Annotated in this window: 15 protein-coding genes and 2 pseudogenes; 6 read left to right on the forward strand and 11 right to left on the reverse strand. The window is 68.6% G+C overall.

Going from position 1 to position 22023, the window contains the following annotated elements; all coding sequences use genetic code 11:
- Positions 1-2: 2 nt before the first annotated feature.
- From ACIA8D_RS08870 to ACIA8D_RS08880, 3 genes are read right to left on the reverse strand one after another with little or no spacing between them, the layout of a single operon-like run.
- Complete coding sequence (locus tag ACIA8D_RS08870; protein ID WP_399230098.1) at positions 3-911, reverse strand: carbohydrate ABC transporter permease; 909 nt, start codon at positions 909-911, stop codon at positions 3-5.
- On the reverse strand, positions 911-1828 hold the full coding sequence (locus ACIA8D_RS08875) for a carbohydrate ABC transporter permease (protein ID WP_399230099.1): 918 nt from the start codon (positions 1826-1828) through the stop codon (positions 911-913). The genes ACIA8D_RS08870 and ACIA8D_RS08875 overlap by 1 nt, the downstream gene beginning before the upstream one ends.
- Entirely contained in the window at positions 1825-3201 is a 1377-nt protein-coding gene (locus ACIA8D_RS08880) for an extracellular solute-binding protein (protein WP_399230101.1), read from the reverse strand. The genes ACIA8D_RS08875 and ACIA8D_RS08880 overlap by 4 nt, the downstream gene beginning before the upstream one ends.
- A gap of 275 nt (positions 3202-3476) precedes the next feature.
- Between ACIA8D_RS08880 and ACIA8D_RS08885 the strand changes: the two genes are divergently transcribed.
- The gene (locus ACIA8D_RS08885) at positions 3477-4718 is read left to right on the forward strand and encodes an ROK family protein (protein ID WP_399230102.1); all 1242 of its coding nucleotides are present in this window, start codon (positions 3477-3479) and stop codon (positions 4716-4718) included.
- 128 nt (positions 4719-4846) lie between these two features.
- Here ACIA8D_RS08885 and ACIA8D_RS08890 read toward each other — a convergent pair whose 3' ends face one another.
- From ACIA8D_RS08890 to ACIA8D_RS08900, 3 genes are all read right to left on the reverse strand, one after another.
- Positions 4847-5317, reverse strand: a complete 471-nt coding sequence (locus ACIA8D_RS08890; protein WP_399230104.1) for a DUF3291 domain-containing protein — start codon at positions 5315-5317, stop codon at positions 4847-4849.
- A gap of 78 nt (positions 5318-5395) precedes the next feature.
- Positions 5396-6031: a helix-turn-helix transcriptional regulator gene (locus ACIA8D_RS08895; RefSeq protein WP_399230106.1), complete on the reverse strand. Its 636-nt coding sequence runs from the start codon at positions 6029-6031 to the stop codon at positions 5396-5398.
- A gap of 65 nt (positions 6032-6096) precedes the next feature.
- Complete coding sequence (locus tag ACIA8D_RS08900) at positions 6097-7662, reverse strand: protein kinase (RefSeq protein ID WP_399230108.1); 1566 nt, start codon at positions 7660-7662, stop codon at positions 6097-6099.
- A 262-nt stretch (positions 7663-7924) separates the two neighbouring features.
- Between ACIA8D_RS08900 and ACIA8D_RS08905 the strand changes: the two genes are divergently transcribed.
- From ACIA8D_RS08905 to ACIA8D_RS08915, 3 genes are all read left to right on the forward strand, one after another.
- Positions 7925-10192 (forward strand): CDP-glycerol glycerophosphotransferase family protein, encoded by a 2268-nt coding sequence (locus tag ACIA8D_RS08905; protein WP_399230110.1) that lies wholly within the window; start codon positions 7925-7927, stop codon positions 10190-10192.
- Entirely contained in the window at positions 10189-13752 is a 3564-nt protein-coding gene (locus tag ACIA8D_RS08910) for a CDP-glycerol glycerophosphotransferase family protein (RefSeq protein ID WP_399230112.1), read from the forward strand. The genes ACIA8D_RS08905 and ACIA8D_RS08910 overlap by 4 nt, the downstream gene beginning before the upstream one ends.
- 176 nt (positions 13753-13928) lie before the next feature.
- Positions 13929-15269, forward strand: a complete 1341-nt coding sequence (locus ACIA8D_RS08915) for a capsule biosynthesis protein CapZ (RefSeq protein WP_399230114.1) — start codon at positions 13929-13931, stop codon at positions 15267-15269.
- Between the two features lie 102 nt (positions 15270-15371).
- Here the strand turns inward: ACIA8D_RS08915 and ACIA8D_RS08920 are convergent, their stop codons facing one another.
- From ACIA8D_RS08920 to ACIA8D_RS08935, 4 genes are all read right to left on the reverse strand, one after another.
- Positions 15372-16709, reverse strand: coding sequence for a UDP-glucose dehydrogenase family protein (locus ACIA8D_RS08920; protein WP_399230116.1), 1338 nt, complete (start codon positions 16707-16709; stop codon positions 15372-15374).
- A gap of 99 nt (positions 16710-16808) precedes the next feature.
- A complete protein-coding gene (locus ACIA8D_RS08925) occupies positions 16809-17615 on the reverse strand; it encodes a class I SAM-dependent methyltransferase (protein WP_399230119.1) in 807 nt (268 codons plus the stop codon).
- Between the two features lie 85 nt (positions 17616-17700).
- The gene (locus tag ACIA8D_RS08930; protein ID WP_399230120.1) at positions 17701-19938 is read right to left on the reverse strand and encodes a CDP-glycerol glycerophosphotransferase family protein; all 2238 of its coding nucleotides are present in this window, start codon (positions 19936-19938) and stop codon (positions 17701-17703) included.
- Between the two features lie 207 nt (positions 19939-20145).
- Positions 20146-20442: a hypothetical protein gene (locus ACIA8D_RS08935; RefSeq protein WP_399230122.1), complete on the reverse strand. Its 297-nt coding sequence runs from the start codon at positions 20440-20442 to the stop codon at positions 20146-20148.
- Between the two features lie 146 nt (positions 20443-20588).
- On the opposite strand from ACIA8D_RS08935, the pseudogene ACIA8D_RS08940 reads away from it, so the two are divergent.
- Both ACIA8D_RS08940 and ACIA8D_RS08945 read left to right on the forward strand, forming a co-directional pair.
- Positions 20589-20765: pseudogene (locus ACIA8D_RS08940) on the forward strand (LacI family DNA-binding transcriptional regulator); the annotation flags it as partial.
- Between the two features lie 190 nt (positions 20766-20955).
- Positions 20956-21188 (forward strand): annotated as a pseudogene (locus ACIA8D_RS08945) (beta-galactosidase); the annotation flags it as partial.
- A 161-nt stretch (positions 21189-21349) separates the two neighbouring features.
- Here the strand turns inward: ACIA8D_RS08945 and ACIA8D_RS08950 are convergent.
- Positions 21350-21814, reverse strand: a complete 465-nt coding sequence (locus ACIA8D_RS08950; protein ID WP_399230189.1) for a GNAT family N-acetyltransferase — start codon at positions 21812-21814, stop codon at positions 21350-21352.
- Positions 21815-22023: the final 209 nt, after the last annotated feature.

Here is a 22023-nt window from a genome sequence, read left to right on the forward strand (position 1 = left end):
ACTCAGCCCTTGAGGGCACCGCCGAGGGCGAACCCGCCGCCCAGCTTGCGGGTCAGCAGCAGGTACAGCATCACCACGGGCAGCGTGTAGACGAGGGAGAACGCCGCCAACTGCCCGTACTGCGTCTGGTCGTGGGCACTGAGGAACGTGAACACACTCACCGACGCCGGCAGCTTCTCCGGCGACAGGAGCAGCACGAACGGCACGAAGAAGTTGCCCCACATGCTGATGAAGGTGAACACGGTGACGACGGTGACACCCGGCCACATCAGCGGCAGCACCACACGGGCAAGCGACTGCATGGCGTTCGCGCCGTCGATCCGGGCGGCCTCCTCCAGGACGATGGGCACACCGTCCATGAAGTTCTTCATCAGCCAGATCCCGATGGGCAGTGCGGACGCCGCCAGGAACAGCGTCGTCGCGAACATCGAGTCGATCAGCTCGACCTGCACGAACATGCTGTAGACGGGGATCATCACGGCGGTGATGGGCAGCCCGGTGGTGAACAGCACCGTGTAGAGGAACGGGCGGCGCAGCCGGGAGCGGTAGCGCGACAGCGGATACGCGGCCAGGATCGACGCGACCACGCACAGCAGGGTCGCCCCGCCGCACAGCAGTAACCCGTTGAGCAGCGGACGGTACGTCGTCTCGGCGTTCAGGATCGCGTGGAAGTTGTCGAGCGTCGGCGGCGCGGGCACGTTCAGCTCGAAGCTGGCCGTCGAGCTGAACGCCGCGAACACCATCCACACCAGCGGCAGCACGAACAGCAGGCTGATCACCAGCAGGACGACATGGACGACGATGCGCCCGGGGCGGATCCGGCGACGCGCCGTACCCGTGGCGGGGGTGGGGCGGGCGCCGCCGTCAGCGCGGCCGGCCTCGGCGGCGGGCAGCAGATCGGTGGTGGCCATCAGTCCTCCTCCACCTTGAGCAGCTTCAGATACACGACGGAGAACAGCGCGCCGACGACCAGCAGCACCAGTGCGATCGCCGTGCCGTAGCCGATCATGCTGTTCTGGAAGGCCTGCTGGTACATGAAGACCGGCAGGGTCTGGCTCTTGTTGCCGGGGCCGCCGCGCGTCATGGCGTAGATCAGCCCGAAGACGGAGAGCGTCTGCAGGGTGATCAGCATGAGGTTGGTCATGATGGTGCGGCGGATGACCGGCAGCGTCACGTGCCACAGCCGGTGCCACACACCAGCGCCGTCCATCTCGGCGGCCTCGACCAGTTCGCGCGGCACCTCGTTGAGCGCGGCGGAGTACACCATCATCGAGAAGGCGGTGCCGCGCCACACATTGGCGAGGCACACCGCGAGAATCGGCAGCGTGTACAGCCAGTTCTGCTGCGGCAGTCCCAGGAAGCCGAGGACGTCGTTGAGCGAGCCCTGCTTGTAGAAGAACGCGTACATCAGGTAGCCGGCGACGACCTCGGGCAGCACCCAGGCGGCGATCACGACACCGTTGGTGAGCGTGCGCAGCGGCTTGGTCGCCTTCTCGGCCAGCACGGCGAGGCTCAGTCCGAGGGTGTTCTGCCCGATGACGGCGGAGCCGACGACGAACACCAGGGTCAGCCACAGGGCGTTGAGGAAGTTCGGATCGTCGAGCGCCCGCGTGAAGTTGTCCAGGCCGACGAAGTTCGTCTCGGCGGCGCCGGTCAACTGGGCGTCGGTGAAAGCGTCGTAGACGCAGTACAGGATCGGTCCCGCGAGGAACACGGCGAGCAGGACGACCGACGGCAGCAGGGGCATGCCGCGCAGCAGTGAGCGACCGGCGGGGGCGCGGGCGGCCGCGCGCTCCCCGGGACCGGCGGTGGCGACGGCGGATTTCATCGCGCGCCCTTGACGGTGGCGTCGGGACCGACGGCCGTGCCCAGGTCCTGGTCATAGGTCTTGGCGGCCTCGTCCACCGAGGCCTGCCCGGTGGTCACGGACTCCATGGCCTTGGTGACGGCGTTGGACACCTGCGGGTACTTCGGCAGCGCCGGGCGGAAGTGGGTGTACTTCACGAGGTCGGTGAAGAACTTGTTGGTCGGGGTGGCGTTGAGGTACTTCGGGTCGGCGGCGACGTCCGTGCGCACGGCGGTCGTGGACTCGATGATGTTCCACTTCACCGAGTTGTCCTTGTTCTTGATCGCCTTGACGAACTGCCAGGCCAGATCGGGGTTCTTGGCCTTCGCCGGGATCGACCAGGCCCAGCCGCCCGACATGCTGACCTTGCCGGGCGCCTGGCCGTGCTGCGTCGGCATGGCGGCGGACTTCATCGACTTCGACCAGTCGGGCCACGGGGCAGGACCGGTCTTCAGCCAGTTGTTGGCCATCCACGAACCGTCGATGTTCATGGCGAGCTTGTCCTTCGGCAGCAGCTTCGTGCCGACCTCGGTGCCCGCGTTGGGGCCGAGCGCGGTGGACTTGTCCAGGCCCAGATCCTCGTCGTACACGGTGTGCACGAACTTCAGCGCGTCCTTGAAGCCCTGCGAGCCGACGATCCACTTCTTCTTCTTGGCGTCGTACAGGGAGTCACCGGCGGCATCGGTGCCGTAGAGCAGCATCTCGAAGCCCTGCATGGTGGACTGCTCGCCACCGGCCTGGCCGGTGTACAGGTTCATCGGAATGACACCCGGCAGCTTCCTCTTCAGCGTCCGCGCCGTGTCCAGAAGGTCCTGCCAACTCTTCGGCTGCCAAGGCGTCTTGATGCCCGCCTTCTTCAGCAGCTTCTGGTTGTACCAGATGCCGCGGGTGTCGGTGTCGTCCGGGACGCCGTAGGTCTTGCCGTCGGTGGGGGAGGAGACGGCGGACTTGGCGGCCTTCGCGAACTTGCCCCAGTCGGCCCACTTCCCGACGTACTCGTCGAGTGGCTTGAGGTAACCGCTGGCGATGTCGGAGTTGATGAGCGCGGTGTCCTCGTAGACCAGGTCGGGCGCCGTCGAGGGCGAGCGCATCATGAGCTGGATCTTTGTGTAGTAGTCGTTCTCCGAGGCCGTGACCGGAACGATCTGCACCTTCTTGCCCGGGTGGGCCTTCTCGAACGACGTCTTCATCGAGGCGAGGAACTTCTGCTGCTTGTGGTCGTTCTGGTCCAGGTGCTGCCAGTAGACGACCTTGATCGAGTCGCCGCCCGCGGAGGATCCGGAGCCCCCGCAAGCGGTTGCAGACAACGTTGTCGCGATGGTGACCGCGAGGGCGGCGAAGAGTTTCTTGCGCAAGGGATTCCTCCAGGATGTGGCGGCTCGGCGCCCGGCGTGGGGCGCTCAACTGCAGGCGGTACCAGAGGTGTTGCGGTGCACCGGTCGAGCGACGATGCGGAAGTCGCCGACGGTGCGGGCGTGGTGCGCGGTGCTGTGTGATGCGTTGTGGATTACCTAAATCCAATGGATGGACTAAGTCAACGCCTGTTGCATAATCTCGACGCCGAAACCCGGTGCGTCGGCCACGAGTTGGCGAGGCCGCCGGGGCGGACCTGCTCGAAGGAGGGGACCTCATGGCGCGCGGCGGCACCAACCTGCCCAGGGTCGGCGGCTACAACCAGGCCGTCGTCCTGGCCGCCATCCGGACCAAAGGGCCGGTGAGCCGCGTCGAGTTGGGCCCGCTGACCGGCCTCACCAACCAGACCGTGTCGAACGTCGTGCGCCGCCTGCTCGACGAGGGCCTGATCGCCGAGTCCGGACACGCACCCTCCAGTGGAGGCAAACGCCGTACGCTGCTGACCGCGCGCGCCGACGGCGCCTACGCCCTCGGGGTGCACCTCGACCCGGACGCCGCCGTGATCGTCCTGGTCGACCTCGCCGGATCGGTGCTGCTCAGCCGCCGTTTCGCGCTGCCGCGCCCCAGCGATCCCGCCGAGGTGGTCGACCGGGTGGCGCGCGCGGCGCTGCGCCTGCCCGAGCGCGCCGCGATCGACCGCGGTCGGTTGCTGGGCCTCGGGATCGCGGCGCCGGGCCCCATCGACGCCCAGGCGGGCGCGGTGGTGGACCCGCCGAACTTCGACGGCTGGCGGCGCGTACCCCTGCTTGACATGTTCGCGCAGGAAACCGGCATGTCGGTGGCGATGGACAACGACGCGACGGCCGCGGCCATCGGCGAACGCTGGATCGGCGGCGAGGACCGTGCGGACGGCTTCCTGTATCTGTACATGGGCGCGGGGATCGGCGCGGGCATCATGCTCAACAGTCAAGTGCTGCGCGGAGATTCGGGGAACGCGGGCGAGATCGGCCACGCCCAGGCCGAACCCGGAAACCGCCGCTGCGACTGCGGAAGCAACGGCTGCCTCGGCCCCTACTGCAACCCCGCCGCCCTGGTCGAAGACCTGTACGCCCGACACGGCGCCTCCGCCGCACGCCGCATCGGCCTCACCGGCAATCCCGCCGCGGTGCGCGCCGACTGGAAACTGCTGCGCCGCGCGGCACGCGCCGGGGACGCGGCAGCCTGCGACGTGGTGCGGCTCGCGGGCCGCCGGATGGGGCAAGCGGTGCGCGGCGCCGTGGCGCTCCTCGACGTGAGCCGGGTGGTGCTGGGCGGCGAGGCGCTGGTCGGCGTGGAACAGCTGCTCGGCGAGGAGATCGACAAGGTCGTCAACACGACGTCGGTGGTCCGCGCGCTCGGCGGTGTGACGGTCGAACCCAGCCTCATCGGGGAGACGGCGGGCGCGGTGGGCGCCGCGTCATTGGTCCTGCATGGGCGCTATGCGCCGGGGTGGCGGATGTTGACGGAGGTGTCGAGTTGAACGGAAGGCTTGAGGGGCGCGTACGCAGGGGGTGCGGGCGTTGCGGTCAGGGCTTTGGTGTGGCCGACCGGCACCTCACGTGGAGCGACCGCGCATCGGCGGTGACGATCACTCTCTGACCCGCGCCGTCACCTCCCGGCCGTCGCGGCCGGAGCCGGGTAGGGGGCACGGAAGGTGAACGCGTCCGGCCCCGGGCCGTGTTGACAGATCAGCGCGACCCGCTCCATCGCCTCCGCGACGCTCGGACGATGGCCGGCCGGCACCCACCACAGCGCCTGGTGCGCCTCGGCCATGCGCTGGAACCACTCGCGGCGCCGGCTCAGCACCCGCAGGTGATCGCTGTGGTACGTGAACGCCCGCAGCGTTTCGATCGACTCCCACACCGAGCAGTTGATCAGGATCATGTCGTCGGCGCCGTCGGGACGGAAGCCGGTCGCGTCCTCCCCGGCGTCGTCGACCATGCGCCAGACGAATCCGGGGCTGCCGTCGGCGAGTGCGTTGATCTCGGGAAGCTGCGCGACGAAGTCGGCGAGCTCGGGTCCGGTGAGCGGGGCGACGAGGCGGCCGATGTTGACCTGCGCCAAATGAAAGCCAGTCATGGGCTCAGCATGGCCGAGCCCTCTTCTATAGTCAACGAGTATTTGTTTTAGAAGCAGGCCGGGGTGCCGACGGACGGGTCAGTCGGAACTTCGCGAGAGTGCCACGCAACATCCGCCGGGACACGGGTCCATGACGGGTCGCCAGGTCTCGGGTGCGATCCCCTCCAGCAGTGCGAGGTTCATCCCGCAGATCAAGGCAGGGAATCCCTCGGCCAGGGCATGGAAGGGGCAGTTGCGCAGGCGCAGCGTTCCCTCGTCCCAGAAGGGCTGGTAACCACGCTCGGCCAGCACGTCGACCAGATCGTTGGAGTCGATGTCCGGCTGCGCCGCAGCCGCGGCCCGGGCCGCATCCTGCAACTCCCGGTCCAGGCCCGCGTTCTCCACGGTCGAGGCCAGCAGATGGCCCACGGAGTCGTAGGACCGGGGCGGAACGGACATCGAGTGCTCGCCCTCGGCGCGCCGGTACACCTTCGCGGGCCTCCCGGCACCCGGCCCCGTACGCCCGGACAGCCGCCGCGACGACGCGGCCAACAGCCCCGCCTCGACCAGCTTGTCCAGATGGAACGCGGCCAACGACCGTGAGACCCCGACCGCCTCGGCGGCCGCGTCACGCCCTACGTCGTCCGGTTGGGCGGCGACGTAGCGATAGAGGCGACGGCGTACGGGATCACCCAGCGCGCCCAGTGCTGCGAATGCGGAATCGTCGTTCGTCACACGTCGATTCTATGACCAATGGGGATGCCTCATAGAGGTGTGCCGGTGGGGCTCTCGCCGGCGGCTCAGCAGACCGCGAGCCCCGGCACGGGCCGGTCGTTCCGCCCGCCGGTGAGGTAGACGTCGCTGACGAACACCCCGGCGTTGCCGGTGTCGTCGTCCGTCTTCGCCCACCAGACATTGGTCCACTTGCCGTACGTCTCGCGCTGCGTGAGCTTGGCCTGGCAGTAGAAGTAGTTGGTGCCCGGGTGGATGGTGCCGACGGGGCGGTGCCGGGAATCGTACGAGGTGGCGGACCGCCACACGCGGCAGTTGGACTTGCCGCCGTCGATGTGGGTGCAGGCGGGGGAAGGGGCGTCGCTCGGGGAGGCGCTGGGGGAGCCGTCGGCGGGGTCCGAGGCCGAAGGGCCGCCGGACGGTGAGTTGGACGCCGCATCGGACGGTTCATCGGACGGGGTGCGCGCCGGCGAAGTCGCCGACGTGGTGCCGTGGGCGGCGGGCCCCGCCGCGCTACTCCCCCGACTGGTCACCAGGTACGTCACCGCGCCACCGACGAGCAGCACAGCTGCCACCGCGGCGGCGACGGCCCCACGACGGCGCGTGGTGCCGCGCTGCTGAGCGGTGACGGTCGGCGCGCCGCCCGGCCCGGGGCGCGCCGGGGAGTCGTACGCGGGGTACGCCCCGGCGACGAGGCCATCGGGACCGGCCCCCGAAATCTGCTGCTCACCCCGCTGGCGACGCAGACGCACGGTGTCGGGCGACGGGGGCGGCAACGGCTGGCCCGCGGCGGTGGCCCGCAACAGCTGCGCGGCACGCACGGCATCGGCCCGCAACTCCGGTTCCTTGTCGAGCAGTTCGGCAAGTGCGGGCGCCAGCGGCCCGGCCTGCCGGGGCTCGGGCAGCGGCTCGGTGACGATCGCGGCGATGGTCGACCAGGTGGAGGCGCGGCGGAACGGCGGCGCCCCCTCGACGGCCGAGTACAGCGAGGCGCCCAGCGCCCACACATCCGCGGCGGGCCCCACCTCACCCCCGCGAGCCTGCTCGGGCGCGAGGTAGTCCAGCGAGCCGACGAGCTCACCACTGCGCGTGATGCGGGTGGCAGCACCGTCACCCGGCTCCTGGAGCGCGGCGATCCCGAAGTCGGTGAGCGCGACCCGGCCACCGCGCTCGAGCAGGATGTTGCTGGGCTTGACGTCCCGGTGCCACACCCCGGCGCGGTGCGCGGCCGCGAGCGCGTCCATCACCTGGACACCGATCCGAGCCGCCTCAAGGGGGTCGACAGAGCCCCGCCGCTGCAACAGCCCCTGCAACGACTCACCGTCGACGAACTCCATCACGATCACCGGACGGCCCTCGTGCTCGGTGACATCGTGCACGGCGACCACCCCGTGATGCCGCACCCGCGCGGCGGCCCGCGCCTCGCGCTGCATCCGCAACCGCTGCTCGGCCGGATCCAGCCCGTCGACACCGTCGAACGACCGAAGCTCCTTGACGGCGACCTCGCGCCCCAACCGCTCGTCGACGGCCCGCCACACGGTGCCCATCCCGCCACTGCCGAGCCGCCCGACGACGCGATACCGCCCGGCGATCACCCGCCCATGCCCGGCGCCGCTCGCCCGCTCGTCCCCCATGGCCCGCACTCCGCCCGTCTCCTGTCGGCCCTTCAGGTTCCTGTCGTTTCCCGAGGCCTGGCACTCCCAGCACCACCGTAGACATCGCGGGACGCGGTGGATACACCGGGCCGGACGGAGGGGGCGCCCACGAGGAACCCTCCTGTGCCCCTCTTCAATCGGCGAAGCCGGCCTCAAATACAGCTTGATGGCCTAATGCGCCATTTTGCCCGTGATAGAGCTATATAGTCACCGGTCAGTAGACAGATAGGAGCCGTTGTCCATGCCGCGTTTCAGCATCGTGGTCCCCGTCTACCGCGTGCAGGGGTACCTGCGGGAATGTCTGGACTCGGTGTTGGCGCAGCAGTACGGGGACTTCGAGTTGATCGCCGTCGACGACTGTTCGCCCGATGGCTGCGGCGCCGTACTCGATGCATGCGCGGCGGCCGACCCCCGCGTCCGTGCCGTGCACCTCGACGAGAACGTGGGTCTGGGCCGGGCCCGCAACGCCGGTCTCGAACGGGCCGTCGGTGACTACGTCGTCTTCCTCGACGGCGACGACACCCTCGCCCCGGGCGCCCTGGCGGCGATGGCCGCCCGTCTCGACGCCACAGCCGATCCCGACCTCCTCGTCTTCGACTACACGCGCGCCTACTGGGACGACAGCCGACGGCCCAGCAGCGTCGCCCACCTCCTTGCCGAGGAGGGCGCCGACGTGTTCGCGCTCGCGGACCGCCCCAGCCTGCTCGAACTGCTCCAGGTCGTCTGGAACAAGGCCTACCGGCGCGCCTTCCTCGACGAGCACGGCTTCACCTTTACCGCCGGGTACTACGAGGACGTCCCGTGGACGTTCACCGCGCTGATCACGGCCGAGCGGATCGCGGTCCTGGACCGGGTGTGCATCGAGTACCGCCAGCGCCGTCAGGGCGGCAATATCCTCGGCACCACCAGCCGCAAGCACTTCGACGTCTTCGGCCAGTACGACCGCCTCTTCGCGCACCTCGACGCCCACCCGGGACTCGAGCCCTGGAGAGGGCGGCTGTTCGAGAAGATGGTCGACCACTACCTCACCATCTACAGCAAGCCCGGCCGGCTGCCCGAGCGGGACAAGGCGGAGTTCTTCCACGAGGCCGCCCGGCACTACCGCAGGCGCCGGCCCGACGGCCACCGCAGGCCCGGCGGCGGACGCGGCTACCGCTATGCACTGCTCGAGCGGGACGTCCACCCGGTGATGCGCGGCCTGCACGAGACGGTGCGGGCGACCCGGGCCGCCCGGCGCCGGGCCGGGGGAGCGGTCCACGGCGCCAAGCGCGCCGCGATGGCCGCCCACTACAGGGCCGAGCTGTGTCGGCCCATCGAGGACGATCTCGCGGTCTTCTCCTCGTACTGGAGCCGCGGCGTCACCGGAAACCCGGCCGCGATCGCCGATCGGCTCGCCGAACTCGCCCCGCACGTCCGCCGCGTCTGGCTGGTCCGGCCGGACTGCGTGAGCCGGATCCCGGACGGCACCGAGTACGTCCTGGTCGGCTCGCGCGCCTACTGGACGGCGATGGCTCGGGCGAAGTACTTCGTCAACGACGTCAACTTCGCCGGTTCCGTCGTGAAACGGGCGGGCCAGATCCACGTCCAGACGCACCACGGGACCCCGCTGAAGACGATGGGGCTTGACCAGCGACGCTACCCGGCCTCCACCGACATGGACTTCGAGGCACTGCTCAGGCGCTGCGACCGCTGGGATTTCGGTGTCTCGTCCAACACCTTCTCCACGGCCGTGTGGGAGCGGGTCTACCCTTCGGCCCACACCATCCTGGAGACCGGATACCCGCGCAATGACGTGCTGGCCCGCGCCACCGCCACCGACGTGGACTGGGCTCGCCGGGAGTTGGGCCTCGCCGAAGGAGTCACCGCACTCCTCTACATGCCGACACACCGCGAGTACGAGGGCTCCTTCGTGCCCCGGCTCGACCTTGCCCGGCTCGCGGACACCCTCGGCCCCGACACGGTCCTGCTCGTCCGCGGCCACTACTTCTACAACTCCGCAGCGCAGTACGGCGATGCGGGACCCGTCGCCGGGATCAGGGACGTCAGCGGACACCCCAGGGTCGAGACCCTCTACCTGGCCGCCGACGGTCTGATCACCGACTACTCCTCCGCGATGTTCGACTACGCGGTCCTGGACCGGCCGATCGTGATCTACGCGGACGACTGGGACACGTACTCCGCCGTCCGCGGCACCTACTTCGACCTGCTGCACGAACCGCCCGGTGCCGTCGCCCGCACCCAGGACGACCTGGAGGGGCTGCTCACCGACGGGGTCTGGAACAGCCGTGAGGCCTCCGCGCTGCGGGCCGGATTCCGGCACCGCTTCTGCGAGTTCGACGACGGCCGCGCCGCCGAACGCGTCGTGCGCCGCGTGTTCCTCGACGACACCACCCCGGTGCCGGTGACGCCGCTCGAACTGCGCCCCGCCGCACCTGCCCCGACCCGGCCCGCACGTGTGGCCACCGGTACCCCGCACCCGCCGGCAGCAAAGGAAGAACGCGCCCGATGAACACCCGCCTCAGTGTCATCGTCCCCATCTACGACGTGGAGGAGTACCTGCCCGCCTGCCTGGACTCCTTGGCCGGGCAGAGCATGAAGGACCTCGAGGTCGTCATGGTCGACGACGGCTCGCCCGACGGCTCCGCCGCCATCGCCGCCGCGTACGCGGCCCGTGACGGGCGCTTCCGCCTCGTGCGCAAGGAGAACGCCGGACTGGGCGCGGCGCGCAACACCGGCCTCGCGAACGCCGCGCCGTCCAGCGAGTACATCGCCTTCGTCGACAGCGACGACGTCGTACCGCCCGACGCCTACCGGACCATGGTCGGGAGCCTCGACGAGTCCCGCTCCGACTTCGCCACGGGGAACGTGCATCATCTGCGAGGCGAGAAGACGTGGCAGGTGCCGCTGTTGGGGATGCTGTCCGGCGACCTGCGCCGCCGGGTGCACATCGCCGACGACTCGCGGTTGATCGCCGACCGGATCGCCTGCAACAAGGTCTATCGGCGCAGCTTCTGGGAGAAGCACGGATTTAGCTTCCCGGAGGGTGTACTGCACGAGGACATCCCCGTCGTGCTGCCTGCCTACTACCGGGCCAAGGCCGTCGACATCGTCGGCGACCCCGTCTACTACTGGCGGCTGCGCGAGGGGGAGGCCGCCCCCTCGATCACCCAGCGCCGTACAGAGCCGCAGGCCATCCGAGACCGGGTCACCGCGGTCCTTGCTGTTTCCTCCTTCCTGGCCACGCTGCCCGACCGACGCGCCCGGAAGTTCAAAAGGGCCTACGACGAGCGGGTGCTGCGCGACGACCTCCGGCTCTTCCTGCGCGTCCTGCCCGACGGTGACGCGGAGTTCCGCAAGGCCTTTCTGCAGGAGGCAAACCGGTTCCTCGGTCAGATCGATCCCAAACTGGTGCTCGGCCTGCCCGCCGTCCTGCGAGTGCAGTGGGTCCTGGTACGCAAGCACGCCATGGAGGAACTCCTCGCGCTGCTCGCCTCCCGGCGGCGCAAGGACCCGCTGACCGTCACCGGACTGCGCCACAAGTACGCCGAGTTCACCCCGCTTACGGACCGCGGTGTCACGCTGCCCAAGGCGGCCCTGCGTATCGACAAGGAGCTGGTGTTGCGCTCCCCGCTGCGCGACGTCGAGTGGAGTGGCGGCAAGCTCGTCCTGGAGGGTGACGCCTGGATCAGCAGGATCGACGTGCCCACCCGCCGCCAAAGCGTCAAGGCGATCCAGCTCAAGCGGGAGGGCAGCAGGCGCCGTGCTCTGCTGCCCGCTGCCGGCGTCCACCACCCGCAGGCCACCACCGATTCCGGCCAGAAGTCCAACAACTACGACTGGGCCGGCTGGCGCGTAGAGATCGACCCCGAGCGGTTCCGGAGACGCGGTGTCTGGCAGGAGGGACTGTGGCACGTCGGTATCCACGTGTACGCAGCCGGCCTGCTGCGCCGCGGCGCGGTGTGGACGCGCGGCGCCGCCGCCGCCAACTACCCGCCGGTGCGCTGGGTGGACGCCGACCACCGGATCGTGCCCCAAAGCGTCAGAGGTGCCTTGAAGATCCGCGTCGAGCGGGTCCGCGCCCTGATCACGGACCACTGGTTTGACGGCGACGTTTTGCGGGTGAAGGGAGAACTGCGGACCGAACTGCGCCCAGAGGAGGGTATGTCGCTGCGGCTGACCAATCGTGCCACAGGCGACCGCTTGGACTATCCGGCCGAGGTGGCCGGACGCTGCCGGGGTGGCGCGATCGCCGTCACCGTCCCACTCGCGGAGGTCGCGCTGCTCGCCGACCCGGACGCGGGCGGTACCCGCCTGGGCAGGCGCCGTTGGAGCACCGAATGGGTTGCCACGAATGAGCACGGTGCAGAGCGCCGCTTCTCCACGGTGATTCGCGAAGGTCTGGCGGATCTGGGCACTGACCTGGCCGAGGAGTTCGGCGCGGCCGGCGAGGGAGCCGAGATCGCCGTCACGGCGGGAGCCAACGGCTATCTGAAGATCACCAGCAGGAAGCGGCGTGCGATCATCGACCGCGTCGCCGAACTCGATGGAAAGATTGTCTTCTCTGGCCGGGCGCGGCAGCAGGACATCGGCAAAGAGCTGGTCCTGCGCGCTCGTGGACGTGCGGACGAGCGCCTGGGGTGTATCGACTGGCGTCCCGACAGCACCTTCACCGCTGCCTTCGATCCATCCGTCATGGGCGGGGCAAGCGGCGGCCTGCCGCTGAAGGCAGGGCGCTGGAACCTCTTCCTCGTTGGTGAGGAAGGCGAACCGCGGACACCTTTCGTCATCGACCGCCTCGCCTTGCCACAGTTTCCCCTGCACAGCGAACTGAAGGGTCGCCGCTACTGGCTGGAAAGCCGATGGGAAGACTTCCCTCAGCTCAACTGCCGCTCCGAGCTGGGCGACGACGAGCGCGGCCCCTACCGTCAGCTGCAGCTTCGCCGTGAGGTCTACGGGCCGATGCGCGCGAACGAGCCCTTGCGCGACCAGGTCTTCTACCTCAGTTACAACGGCAAGCAATTCTCCGACAGCCCCCGCGCCATGTACGAGGAACTGATGCGGCGTGACACGGGGCTGCAGCATCTGTGGGCGGTCCGCGACGGCCAGGTCGAACTGCCCGACAGGGCCGTGAAGATCCGAATGTGGGGCCGCGAATGGTTCGAAGCCCTGGCGACCAGTCGCTACATCGTCACCAACGGGCACCTGCCTGAGTGGATCGAACGCCGGCCCGGCCAAGTGATCGTCCAGACTTGGCACGGCACGATGCTGAAAAAGATCGGCCACGACATCGAGACCCTGCACTTCGACCGCGAGTACCAGAACCGACTCGCCCTCGAGGCGGACAACTGGAGCCTGCTTGTCTCCTCCAACCGCTTCTCCACCCCGATCCTGCGCCGTGCCTTCTCCTACCGGGGCGAGATTCTCGAGGCAGGCTACCCCCGCAACGACCGTCTCTACGCGCCCGACCAGGAGGAGATCGCCGCTCGGGTGCGCCGCGAACTCGGCCTGCCTGACGGCAAGAAGGTCGTGCTGTACGCCCCGACGTGGCGTGACGACAAGGCGCACAGTCTCGGCCAGTTCCGATTCGACCTCAAGATCGACCTTGCCGAGGCTCGGGAACAGCTCGGCGTGGATCATGTCCTGCTGATTCGCCGCCACTCCAACATTGTCGACGTCGTCCCCCAGGCCGGTGATGGCTTTGTGTGGGATGTCTCGGAGTACCCGGACATCGCCGACCTCTACCTGGTCGCCGACCTTCTGGTCACCGATTACTCCTCGGTGATGTTCGACTATGCGCACCTCAAGCGGCCGATGTTGTTCTTCACCTACGACTTGGACCATTACCGCGACACCCTTCGCGGCTTCTACTTCGACTTCGAGGTCGATTCTCCAGGGCCGCTGCTACGGACCTCGCAGGAGCTGATCGAGGCGATCCGTGACATTGAGAAGGTGCACAACGCACACCAGGACCGGTTCGCCCGATTCCAGCGCCAGTTCTGCGACCTGGATGACGGCAAGGCCGCGGCCCGGGTCGTCGACCGGATGCTGGAGCAGACCCAGGAAGTCTGACCCGAACCGCCCATGTCCGACCGTGGTAAATGTGAATATCCCATGCCGCAGCGTCGCCAAGGAGAAGGGTTCGCCCGGAGATATGCTGTTTGGTCAAACATGCGGAATTCTTCGGGACCTGTCGGTCCGGTGAGATGGGGCGCACCGAGAGGGCGCACCGTGAACGGGAGTGGAAGATGGCGACTGAGGCCGTCGAACATGCCAGTGCATTTCGCGCAGCGGACCCTGCCGACACCTTGCGGTCGGAGATTTCGGAACTCAAGCATCGGGTCGCTCAACTGGAGTCGGAGCGTGGTCGGCTGACGCGGGGTACGGGTCCGTTCACCCTCGAGGAATTCCTCGGGCCGATCCGCAGTGCCCGGGAGGCGTGGGACCTGCGGCGTTCGGCGTCGCGGGCGGAGGAGAAGACCGTCAAGGTCGTGCAGCCGACCGGAATGACACTGCCGGCCGATGGCGCGCTCCGCCGCGAGCCGCCGCGCAAACCCGAGGACCGGCAGCCCGACTACCTGGAGAAGTTCGACAGCCGGACCTTGTTCTACGACGCGTTCCGGCAGGGGGACGACGTATGGCTCTCCGGGCCGCCCATGCACAACCTGCGGACCGAACTCGAGCGTGCCGACTGGCGCGTGGACGGCAGCGACGTCTCCGAAAGGCTCTCGCTCAGCGACTGGGGGCGCACCCAACGATCCAGAATCGTCGGCGCCCCTCCTGGTCGGCATCTGACGCTCGACCTCGGCGGGGCGAAATTCAGTTCGGTGATTGCGCCGGACGAGTCCGACCTGTTCGCCGGGCAGCGGACGATCATTACGAAATCCAAGGACAACGATCTCGTCTGGATCCGGGATTTCCTCCAGTACTACCACATCGTGCACGGCGTGACCGGGGTTGTTTTCTACGACAACAATTCCACCAAGTACTCGACCCGCGACATCGCCGACGTCATCGCATCGGTGGACGGGATCACGACCGCGGTGGTCGTCGACTGGAATTTCCCCTGGGGGCCGAATGCGGGACCGAACAATGTCTGGGATTCCGACTACTGCCAGTACTCGCTGTTGGAGCACGGCAGGTTCCGGTATCTGACCAGGGCGGCCGGCGTCATCAATGCCGACATCGACGAACTGGTCCTCACCAACGACGCGCGACCGGTCTTCGACCACGTCGCGGAGTCGGAGATCGGTGGCGTGACCTACGAGGGTTACTGGATCGCCAAGGCGACGCGGGAGCCCATGAACCCCCTGCGGCAGCGACGTTTCGTCGACTACCGGCATCGCGCTCGTGGCGGGACGACCGTGAAGTGGACCGTGCTGCCGCACATGGTGGACTGGCAGACCACGCAATGGCGCGTGCACAGCGTGGTGGGCGCGGGCATCGAGCGCAACGAGCAGATTCACCACCGCCACTACCAGGGCGTGAACAACGGCTGGAAGTACAACCGCGCCGAAGGCGTCGCCAAGGCGGGGCACACCTACGACGTTCGGATGTCCCACGTCCTGGACATCGTCTTCGGGAAGTGACCCGCTGAGGCCGGTCCGGTGTCACGATGCGGAGCGCGTCGTGACACCGGAAGGGCCATGGCTACACCGAGCCCTTTACGTCGACAGCCCCGCCGTGGTGACTCACGGGCGGGGACGCCGCACCGGTCGGCCGAGCTGCCACACCGTCCAGCCCGCCCCGACCCAGTCGAGCGGGTCGACACACGTGCGGACGTCCACCAGCCGCCGCGCCGCCACCGTCGCGGCGGCCGATGCCGGCAGGGTGGCGTCCTCGCTGAACTGGGGCCACTCGGTCGCCAGGACGGTGACCTCGGCCCCGTCCAGGGCTTCGGCGAGGGTGTCGGCATAGGTGTGCTCGGGGTGCACCCGCCGGGCTGTCTCCAGGGCCTCCGGGTCATGGATGACCGGATGGGCGCCTGCCCGGACCAGCCGACGGGCCAGTTCGAGCGCCGGCGAATTGCGGATGTCACTCGTTCCCGCCTTGAAAGCGGCGCCGAGGAACGCGACGCGCACACCGGCCAGACCGCGGCCCCCGACGGCCTCCTGCACAAGGTCGACCGCGGCGTCCACGCGACCGCGGTTGACGTCCTCGACGGCCTGGAGCAGTGCGACGGCGGTCGTGGCGCCGATCTCGGTCAGGCGGTGGGTGAAGGCCCGCAGGTCCTTCGGCAGGCAGCCGCCGCCGTAGCCGATTCCGGGACGCATGCCGGCGTGCCCGATCCGATGGTCGATACCGATGCCATGGGCCACGGTCTTCACGTCCGCTCCGGCGAGCGAGCACACCTCGGCCATCGCGTTGATGAAGGAAATCTTCGTGGCCAGGAAGGAGTTGGCCGCCGACTTGATGACCTCGGCCGTCTCCGGCTCGGTCACGATCAGCTCCACCTCGCCGCGGGCCAGGATCGGCGCGTACACCGACTCGATGGCCTTCTGGGCCTCGGCGCTGGTGACCCCGGCGACGATGCGGTCGGGACAGAGCGTGTCCTCGATGGCGTGCCCCTCGCGAAGGAACTCCGGGTTCCACACCAGGTCGACGCCGTCCACGGCACGTTCCGCGATGATCTGCTGAATGCGCGCCACGGTACCGACCGTGACAGTCGACTTGCCGACGATGGTGCAGGGCCGGGTGAGGAGCGGCGCCAGCGCGCTGACGGCGCCGAACACCTGCTCCATGTCGTAGCTCTGGCCGTCCTCGCTCAGCGGGGTGCCGACCGCGATGAAGTGCAGGTCGGCGAACTCGGCGGCCTCCATGAGGTCGCTGGTGAACCGGAGCCGGCCGGTGGGCACGTACTTCTGGAGCAGGTCGTCGAGCCCCTTCTCGAAGAAGGCGCCACGTCCGCTCTGGAGGACCCGGCACGTGGCCGGATCGAGTTCGACGCCGATCACGTCGTGCCCGAGCTCCGCCATGGCGGCGGCGTGAGGGGCTCCGAGGTGGCCACAGCCGATCACCGAGATACGCATTGCTGTCCTGTCTTTGACGTTCGGGACTCTTTGACGTTCGGGGCGCCGTGTCGCGCCGACGTGATCAGCGAGGTCGACCCGTCCGGATCTCGTGTCCGGTCAGTCGAGCTGGAGGACGGTGGAACGGGCCACGTCCTTGACGAAGGTGACGGGCCGGTCGAAGGCGCCGTCGGCCGCCCACATCTTCGTGATGTCGCGCTCGACCTTGCGGTTGGTGTCGTCCAGGACGACGAGTGCGCCCTTCGCCATGCGCGGCAGCAGCTGCGGCATCGCGGGGTAGCGGGCGAGCGGCGCCGTCGGGCGCGGCGGCCCGTCGATGAAGAGCAGGTCGACTTCGGCCAGGTCACCGAGGCCGGACAGGTCGTACCACGGCTGAGTGCCGAGGCCCGGCACCTCCGTGTCGACCAGGGGAGCGTCGACGACCGTCGCCCAGGACTCCAGCCCGTGGTCCACGAGCCGTTGCCGGGTCACCTCGGCGAACTCCTGGTCGTGCTCGATGGAGGTCACGTGCCCCTCGCCGCACTTGCGGAGCGCCGCCGCCGTCCACAGCGTCGACGCGCCGGATCCGCACTCCAGCATGGTGCGCCGGGCCGGCCGGCCCATCACCTCGTCGACGATGAACAGGACCGTCGGCGCGATCGCGGCCCAATTGGCGCCGAGCACCGGCATGGGCATGTCGCCGTCGATGAGGTGGTTGTAGCGGCGCATCAACTCGGCGATCACATATGGCTGGTGCTCGAGTTGCTTGCGAAGGCCCGTGAGCGCGGCGGTCAGCGTTTTGGTCTGCTGTTGGAGCGCACGCAGGACCTGTTCGGTGTCGGCGGCGCCGGCAGCCGGCTCCGCGGGCTTCGCCGGCTCCGCCGGCTTGACGGCTTGTGGCCTGGCGAGTGCTTTGAAGAGTTTCACGTGTACTTCCCATGACGATGTCTGTGGCATCACTGAGCGGAGGGCAGGAGACTGCTCGACGGCGGCGCGGCTATGTGCACGGGCATCAGGACTCCTGGGGCTGGGGGCGGTTAGAACGCACCTCGGCTGGAGCGTCGCGCCGGAGCTCGCCCTGTACGGGATGCGGTGACGGCGGCTCCACCGGCTCTCCGAGGAACACCCTGCGCACCACCCGCTCCGTGGCCTGCCCGTCGTCGTGCGGGCAGAAGCGTTCGCGGAAGGCGCTGCGGAGCCGGGCGGCGCGTGAGCCTTTCCAGTGGCCGGTGGCCAGGATGTCGATCAGTCCCTCCTGGGACTGGGCGACCGGCCCCGGCGGGAAGGCGCGGATGTCGAAGTAGGTGCCACGGGCGGCCTCGTAGGCCATGCGGTCGTCGGTGAACAGGACGATCGGACGGTCCAGGGCCGCGTAGTCGAACATCAAGGACGAGTAGTCGGTGATCAGGGCGTCGGAGGCCAGGCAGAGTTCTTCGACGGCGGGGTGCTCCGACACATCGATGACACGCGGGTGGGGGTCCGTGTCGTTCTCGTCCGTCGTCGCCAGATAGTGGGTGCGGGACAGGAAGACGTACGACGGCCCCAGGTGGCGCGCCAGAAGGGCGAGATTCAGGCGGGGCCGCTGGGTGCGCTGGTAGTCGCGGTGGGTCGGTGTGTAGAGGAAGACGGTCGCGTCCGCGGGGAGGCCGAGGAGCTCGCGGGCACGTTCACGGTCGGCCGCGGTCGCCTTTGCCAGGACGTCGTTGCGCGGGTTGCCGTACTCAAGGGTGGTGTACCCGGCCGGATAGACGCGTTGCCAGGTGAGGGTGGAGTGCCGGTTCGCCGACAGGCTGTAGTCCCATTTGTCGGCGTTCTCCAGGAGGGTCGCGAAGTCCATGCTGCCGCCCGCCGCCGGGTGTTCCTGGAGGTCGAGGCCCATCTTCTTCAGCGGTGTGCCGTGGTGGGTCTGGACAAGGACCTGGTCCGCGCGCTTGCGCAGCCTGCGGTCGAAGTTGACGTTGTTGACCAGGTACTTGGCGCGGGCGAGCGCCGACCAGTAGCCGAACGTGCCAGGGACCAGCAGGTGGGTGGCCTCGGGCACGGTGTGGGTGAAGGCGGGATGCGCGATCCAGGCCGTACGGATCGAGGGGACCAAGTCGCGCACCGTGGACTCGATCGCCGCAGGGCTGCAGGAGTAGCCGCGGTTCCAGTAGGCCGAGAAGACGGCGAGATCGTGCTTGACGGGCAGCCGGCACTGGATGCGGTAGTGGGTCTGCAGCGCCGCGCCGCGGGTGGCGTGGGCCACGCGTCTGAGATGGCGCATGGCGTGTGCTCGGGCCCCGCGTGTGCCGGTGATGACGCGATACGAGCGGTGCGCGCCCAGCCGGACGAGACCGTGCCGTAGCCGGGTCGAGGTCTTCACCGGACCACCCGGCGTGCGGTAACGGGCGTAGTGGGCGCGGGCCCGCCGGAGGAACTCCGCGCGGCTGCCGCGCGGCAGCCGGCCGCGGGTGGTGAAAATCGTGCAGAAGTGGTCGATCATCCGACGGAACAGCACCCGCCGCCACTGGGCGTCGAGTTCGGGGCGCTCGTCGAGAAAGGCGAAGACCCGGTCGTACTGGTCGAAGACATCGAAGTGTCTCGTGCTGATCGTGGACAGGATGTTGCCCTGACGCCGCTGCCGGTACTGGACGCAGACCCGGTCGAGGGTGGCGACCGAGTCCGCTGTCATCAGCGCCGGATACGTCCAGGCGGTGTCCTCGTAGTAGCCGGGAGGAAAGGTCAGCCCGCTCTTGGAGAGGAACTCGCGGCGGTACGCCTTGTTCCAGACGACCATCAACAGGCGCATGAGCGAGGGGCGGTCGGTCAGCGAGAAGGTCTGCGGGCCCGACTCGTCGAGCAGGCGCGCGTACTGGTTGCGAACGAGACTGCCGTCCCAGTACGCACGGGCGTAGTCGTAGATCAGGATGTCCGGCCCGCTCGTCGCCTTGATGCGGTCGGCGATGGCGGCGAGCGCTCCAGGGGCGAGGGTGTCGTCACTGTCGAGGAAGACGACGTAGTCGCCGCTCGCCTGCTTGAGACCGGCGTTGCGCGCTTCGCCGAGGCCGACGTTCTGCGGGAGGTGGACGACCGTGACACGCGGGTCGTGTGCCGCGTAGGCGTCCAGGATCTCGCCACAGGCGTCTGGCGAGGCGTCGTCGACCGCGATGAGTTCCAGGTCGGTGTAGGACTGGCCGAGCACCGAATCGAGGCAGGCGTGAAGGTACGCCTGTACGAGATACACGGGAACGATCACGCTGAAACGAGGCAAAGGCGTGTCCAGTAGTCGACTACGAAAACGGGGCATGCGTCTATGGAACGACAAAAGGGACTTGTAGTTACGTTTTGTGCCTTATTCGGCGGTTCGCGGTGACGGCGTGGCGGCAACGCGCGAACCGCTCCTGGGCGGCCGTGTGGGGAGCGTCGTCTGCGTCGGAAGGCGGGCAAGACGGTGAAGCGTGGCAGTGCCTCGCCGGTGTCAGGGGCGGTCCCATAGGCCTTCGTCGGTCTCGACGATGTCGATGTCGCAGCCCGCGCACATCCCGGTCGACCGGCCCTGGCCGAGAAGGACGACGTCCATGACGTCCTCGTGCGGGCAGGCGTCGTTGTCGAGGGGCAGCGACAGGGCGGCGGCGTACGCCGCGGGCGTTCCCGGTTCGGGTTCGATCCCCAGGATGTCGTGCTCGAGGACTGCGGTGTGGTGCAGGTCGGGGTGCTCGACCTGCTGGGTGTCCGGTGTGTGGGGCCGGCGGTGTCTTCGGTACCAGAGGGGCATGGTTCCACGATCGCGCCGTATGCGTGTGGTGGTCTCTTTGGTTAGCCGATCCAGGTGAACGCGCGTGGTGTGGCCCGCGATGGCCTGAGGGCCACCGGTTGGACTAAGGGTTCCGGCCCGCGAGCCGGCGTGAAAAGGTGGCAGGCATGGCGGAGGGGGTGCCGGCGTCGCGCGCGGGTCGGGAGAAGAAGCGGCCGACGATCCGGGAGGTCGCGCAGTTGGCCGGGGTCTCGCACCAGACGGTCTCGCGTTTCCTGCGCAAGGATCCGACGGTGCGGTCGGAGGTGGTGCGCAAGGTCGAGGCCGCCGTCGAGGAACTGGGGTACCGGCCCAATCAGGCGGCCCGGACGATGCGCACGCGCCGATCGAACCGGGTGGAGTCGCTGCTCGAAGCCGAGGGTACGGATGGAGTGCTGTCGTTCACCTCCCTCGGCGAGACCGAAGGCCCGGGGGAGGGGCGGCGAGTCGGGGTTCCCCTCGTGATCGACGGGGTCTACGACGACGAGATGCGCCTTCAGCAACCCGCAGGACGAGTCACCGACACCACCTGGTCCGTCCCGTACGCCGGACAGCCCTATTTCTGCAGCGAGTTCGGCGGCATTTGGTGGAACCCAGACGAAGCCGAGGCCATCGGCCAGGACCGCAATGTCTCCTGGGGGTACGGCCAACACCCCCGCGACGAGGCGAAGTTGCACGAGCGCTTCGCGGACCTGACCCGCGTACTGCTCGACGACCCCGACATCTTCGAAGTTGCTGCGGGGGAGGCGGGGGCCTGACCGGAGGCGCGTGTTCCCGAGCGGGACACTCGGGCGAGTCGACCAGGCACCAGATCTCCGCGGAACCCTTGGCTGGGAGAATCGCAGGGCCCAGCCTCGGGCAGATCGTTGCCATACCAATGGCGCGTGCTTCAGGAGATGAGCCGGCGATAGATCTGCCGTGACCCACCTTCCGGCCCTGGTGCTGCCGTCTCAGCGGGTGTGAAGCCCAGTGACTCGTAGAAAACGCGAGCACCGCTGGAGACGGCGCCTGGATGGTCGGCTCCGAAGGTGACCACTTCGATGGTGCCTGGCCCCCGCACGAATTTGCGTGATGCCGCGTCCATCAGCGCGCGACCGACCCCGTTGCCACGTCCCTCTTCCGAAACAACCAACCAATTGACGTGAAAGACAGGCGCCTTCGCGCCGAACAACAAGCCGCCGAGGATGCCTGGACCTGCGGAAACGGCGACGAGCGCCATGGACCGACGAATGTGATCCTTAACCGCGTCATGGAAGCCGGGTTCCTCGACCATCGGGCCGAACCAGTGCTCGACCTGGGCAGCGAGGGCAAGGAAGCTCGGGAAGTCACGCTCCTGCGCGAGTCTGACGATCACCCGAGCAGTCTGACAGACGATGCCTGGGGCCCGGGCCCGGCCTGGGCTCCTGGGGAATTGCGCGACGCCAGCCGCGGGCAACTGGCCAGCAGTGACGTCGTGTCGGTTCACGTGCAGGCGTCCGCCGAGACGAAAGGGCCCCGTTCCCCAGCACTCGCGGAGAGCCCAACACGGAGTCTGGGTCGGCCCGCGGCTCCCGAAGGCCGCCG

This window comes from Streptomyces sp. NPDC051684 (assembly GCF_044453445.1).
Classification (GTDB): domain Bacteria; phylum Actinomycetota; class Actinomycetes; order Streptomycetales; family Streptomycetaceae; genus Streptomyces.

Bases quoted from the DNA above. Each gene is read 5' to 3' on its own strand.
- ACIA8D_RS08935 (WP_399230122.1), bottom strand. From the start codon at position 20,442: ATGCCCCTCTGGTACCGAAGACACCGCCGGCCCCACACACCGGACACC.
- ACIA8D_RS08890 (WP_399230104.1), bottom strand. From the start codon at position 5,317: ATGACTGGCTTTCATTTGGCGCAGGTCAACATCGGCCGCCTCGTCGCC.
- ACIA8D_RS08870 (WP_399230098.1), bottom strand. From the start codon at position 911: ATGGCCACCACCGATCTGCTGCCCGCCGCCGAGGCCGGCCGCGCTGAC.
- ACIA8D_RS08875 (WP_399230099.1), bottom strand. From the start codon at position 1,828: ATGAAATCCGCCGTCGCCACCGCCGGTCCCGGGGAGCGCGCGGCCGCC.
- ACIA8D_RS08910 (WP_399230112.1), top strand. From the start codon at position 10,189: ATGAACACCCGCCTCAGTGTCATCGTCCCCATCTACGACGTGGAGGAG.
- ACIA8D_RS08885 (WP_399230102.1), top strand. From the start codon at position 3,477: ATGGCGCGCGGCGGCACCAACCTGCCCAGGGTCGGCGGCTACAACCAG.
- ACIA8D_RS08920 (WP_399230116.1), bottom strand. From the start codon at position 16,709: ATGCGTATCTCGGTGATCGGCTGTGGCCACCTCGGAGCCCCTCACGCC.
- ACIA8D_RS08915 (WP_399230114.1), top strand. From the start codon at position 13,929: ATGGCGACTGAGGCCGTCGAACATGCCAGTGCATTTCGCGCAGCGGAC.
- ACIA8D_RS08905 (WP_399230110.1), top strand. From the start codon at position 7,925: ATGCCGCGTTTCAGCATCGTGGTCCCCGTCTACCGCGTGCAGGGGTAC.
- ACIA8D_RS08900 (WP_399230108.1), bottom strand. From the start codon at position 7,662: ATGGGGGACGAGCGGGCGAGCGGCGCCGGGCATGGGCGGGTGATCGCC.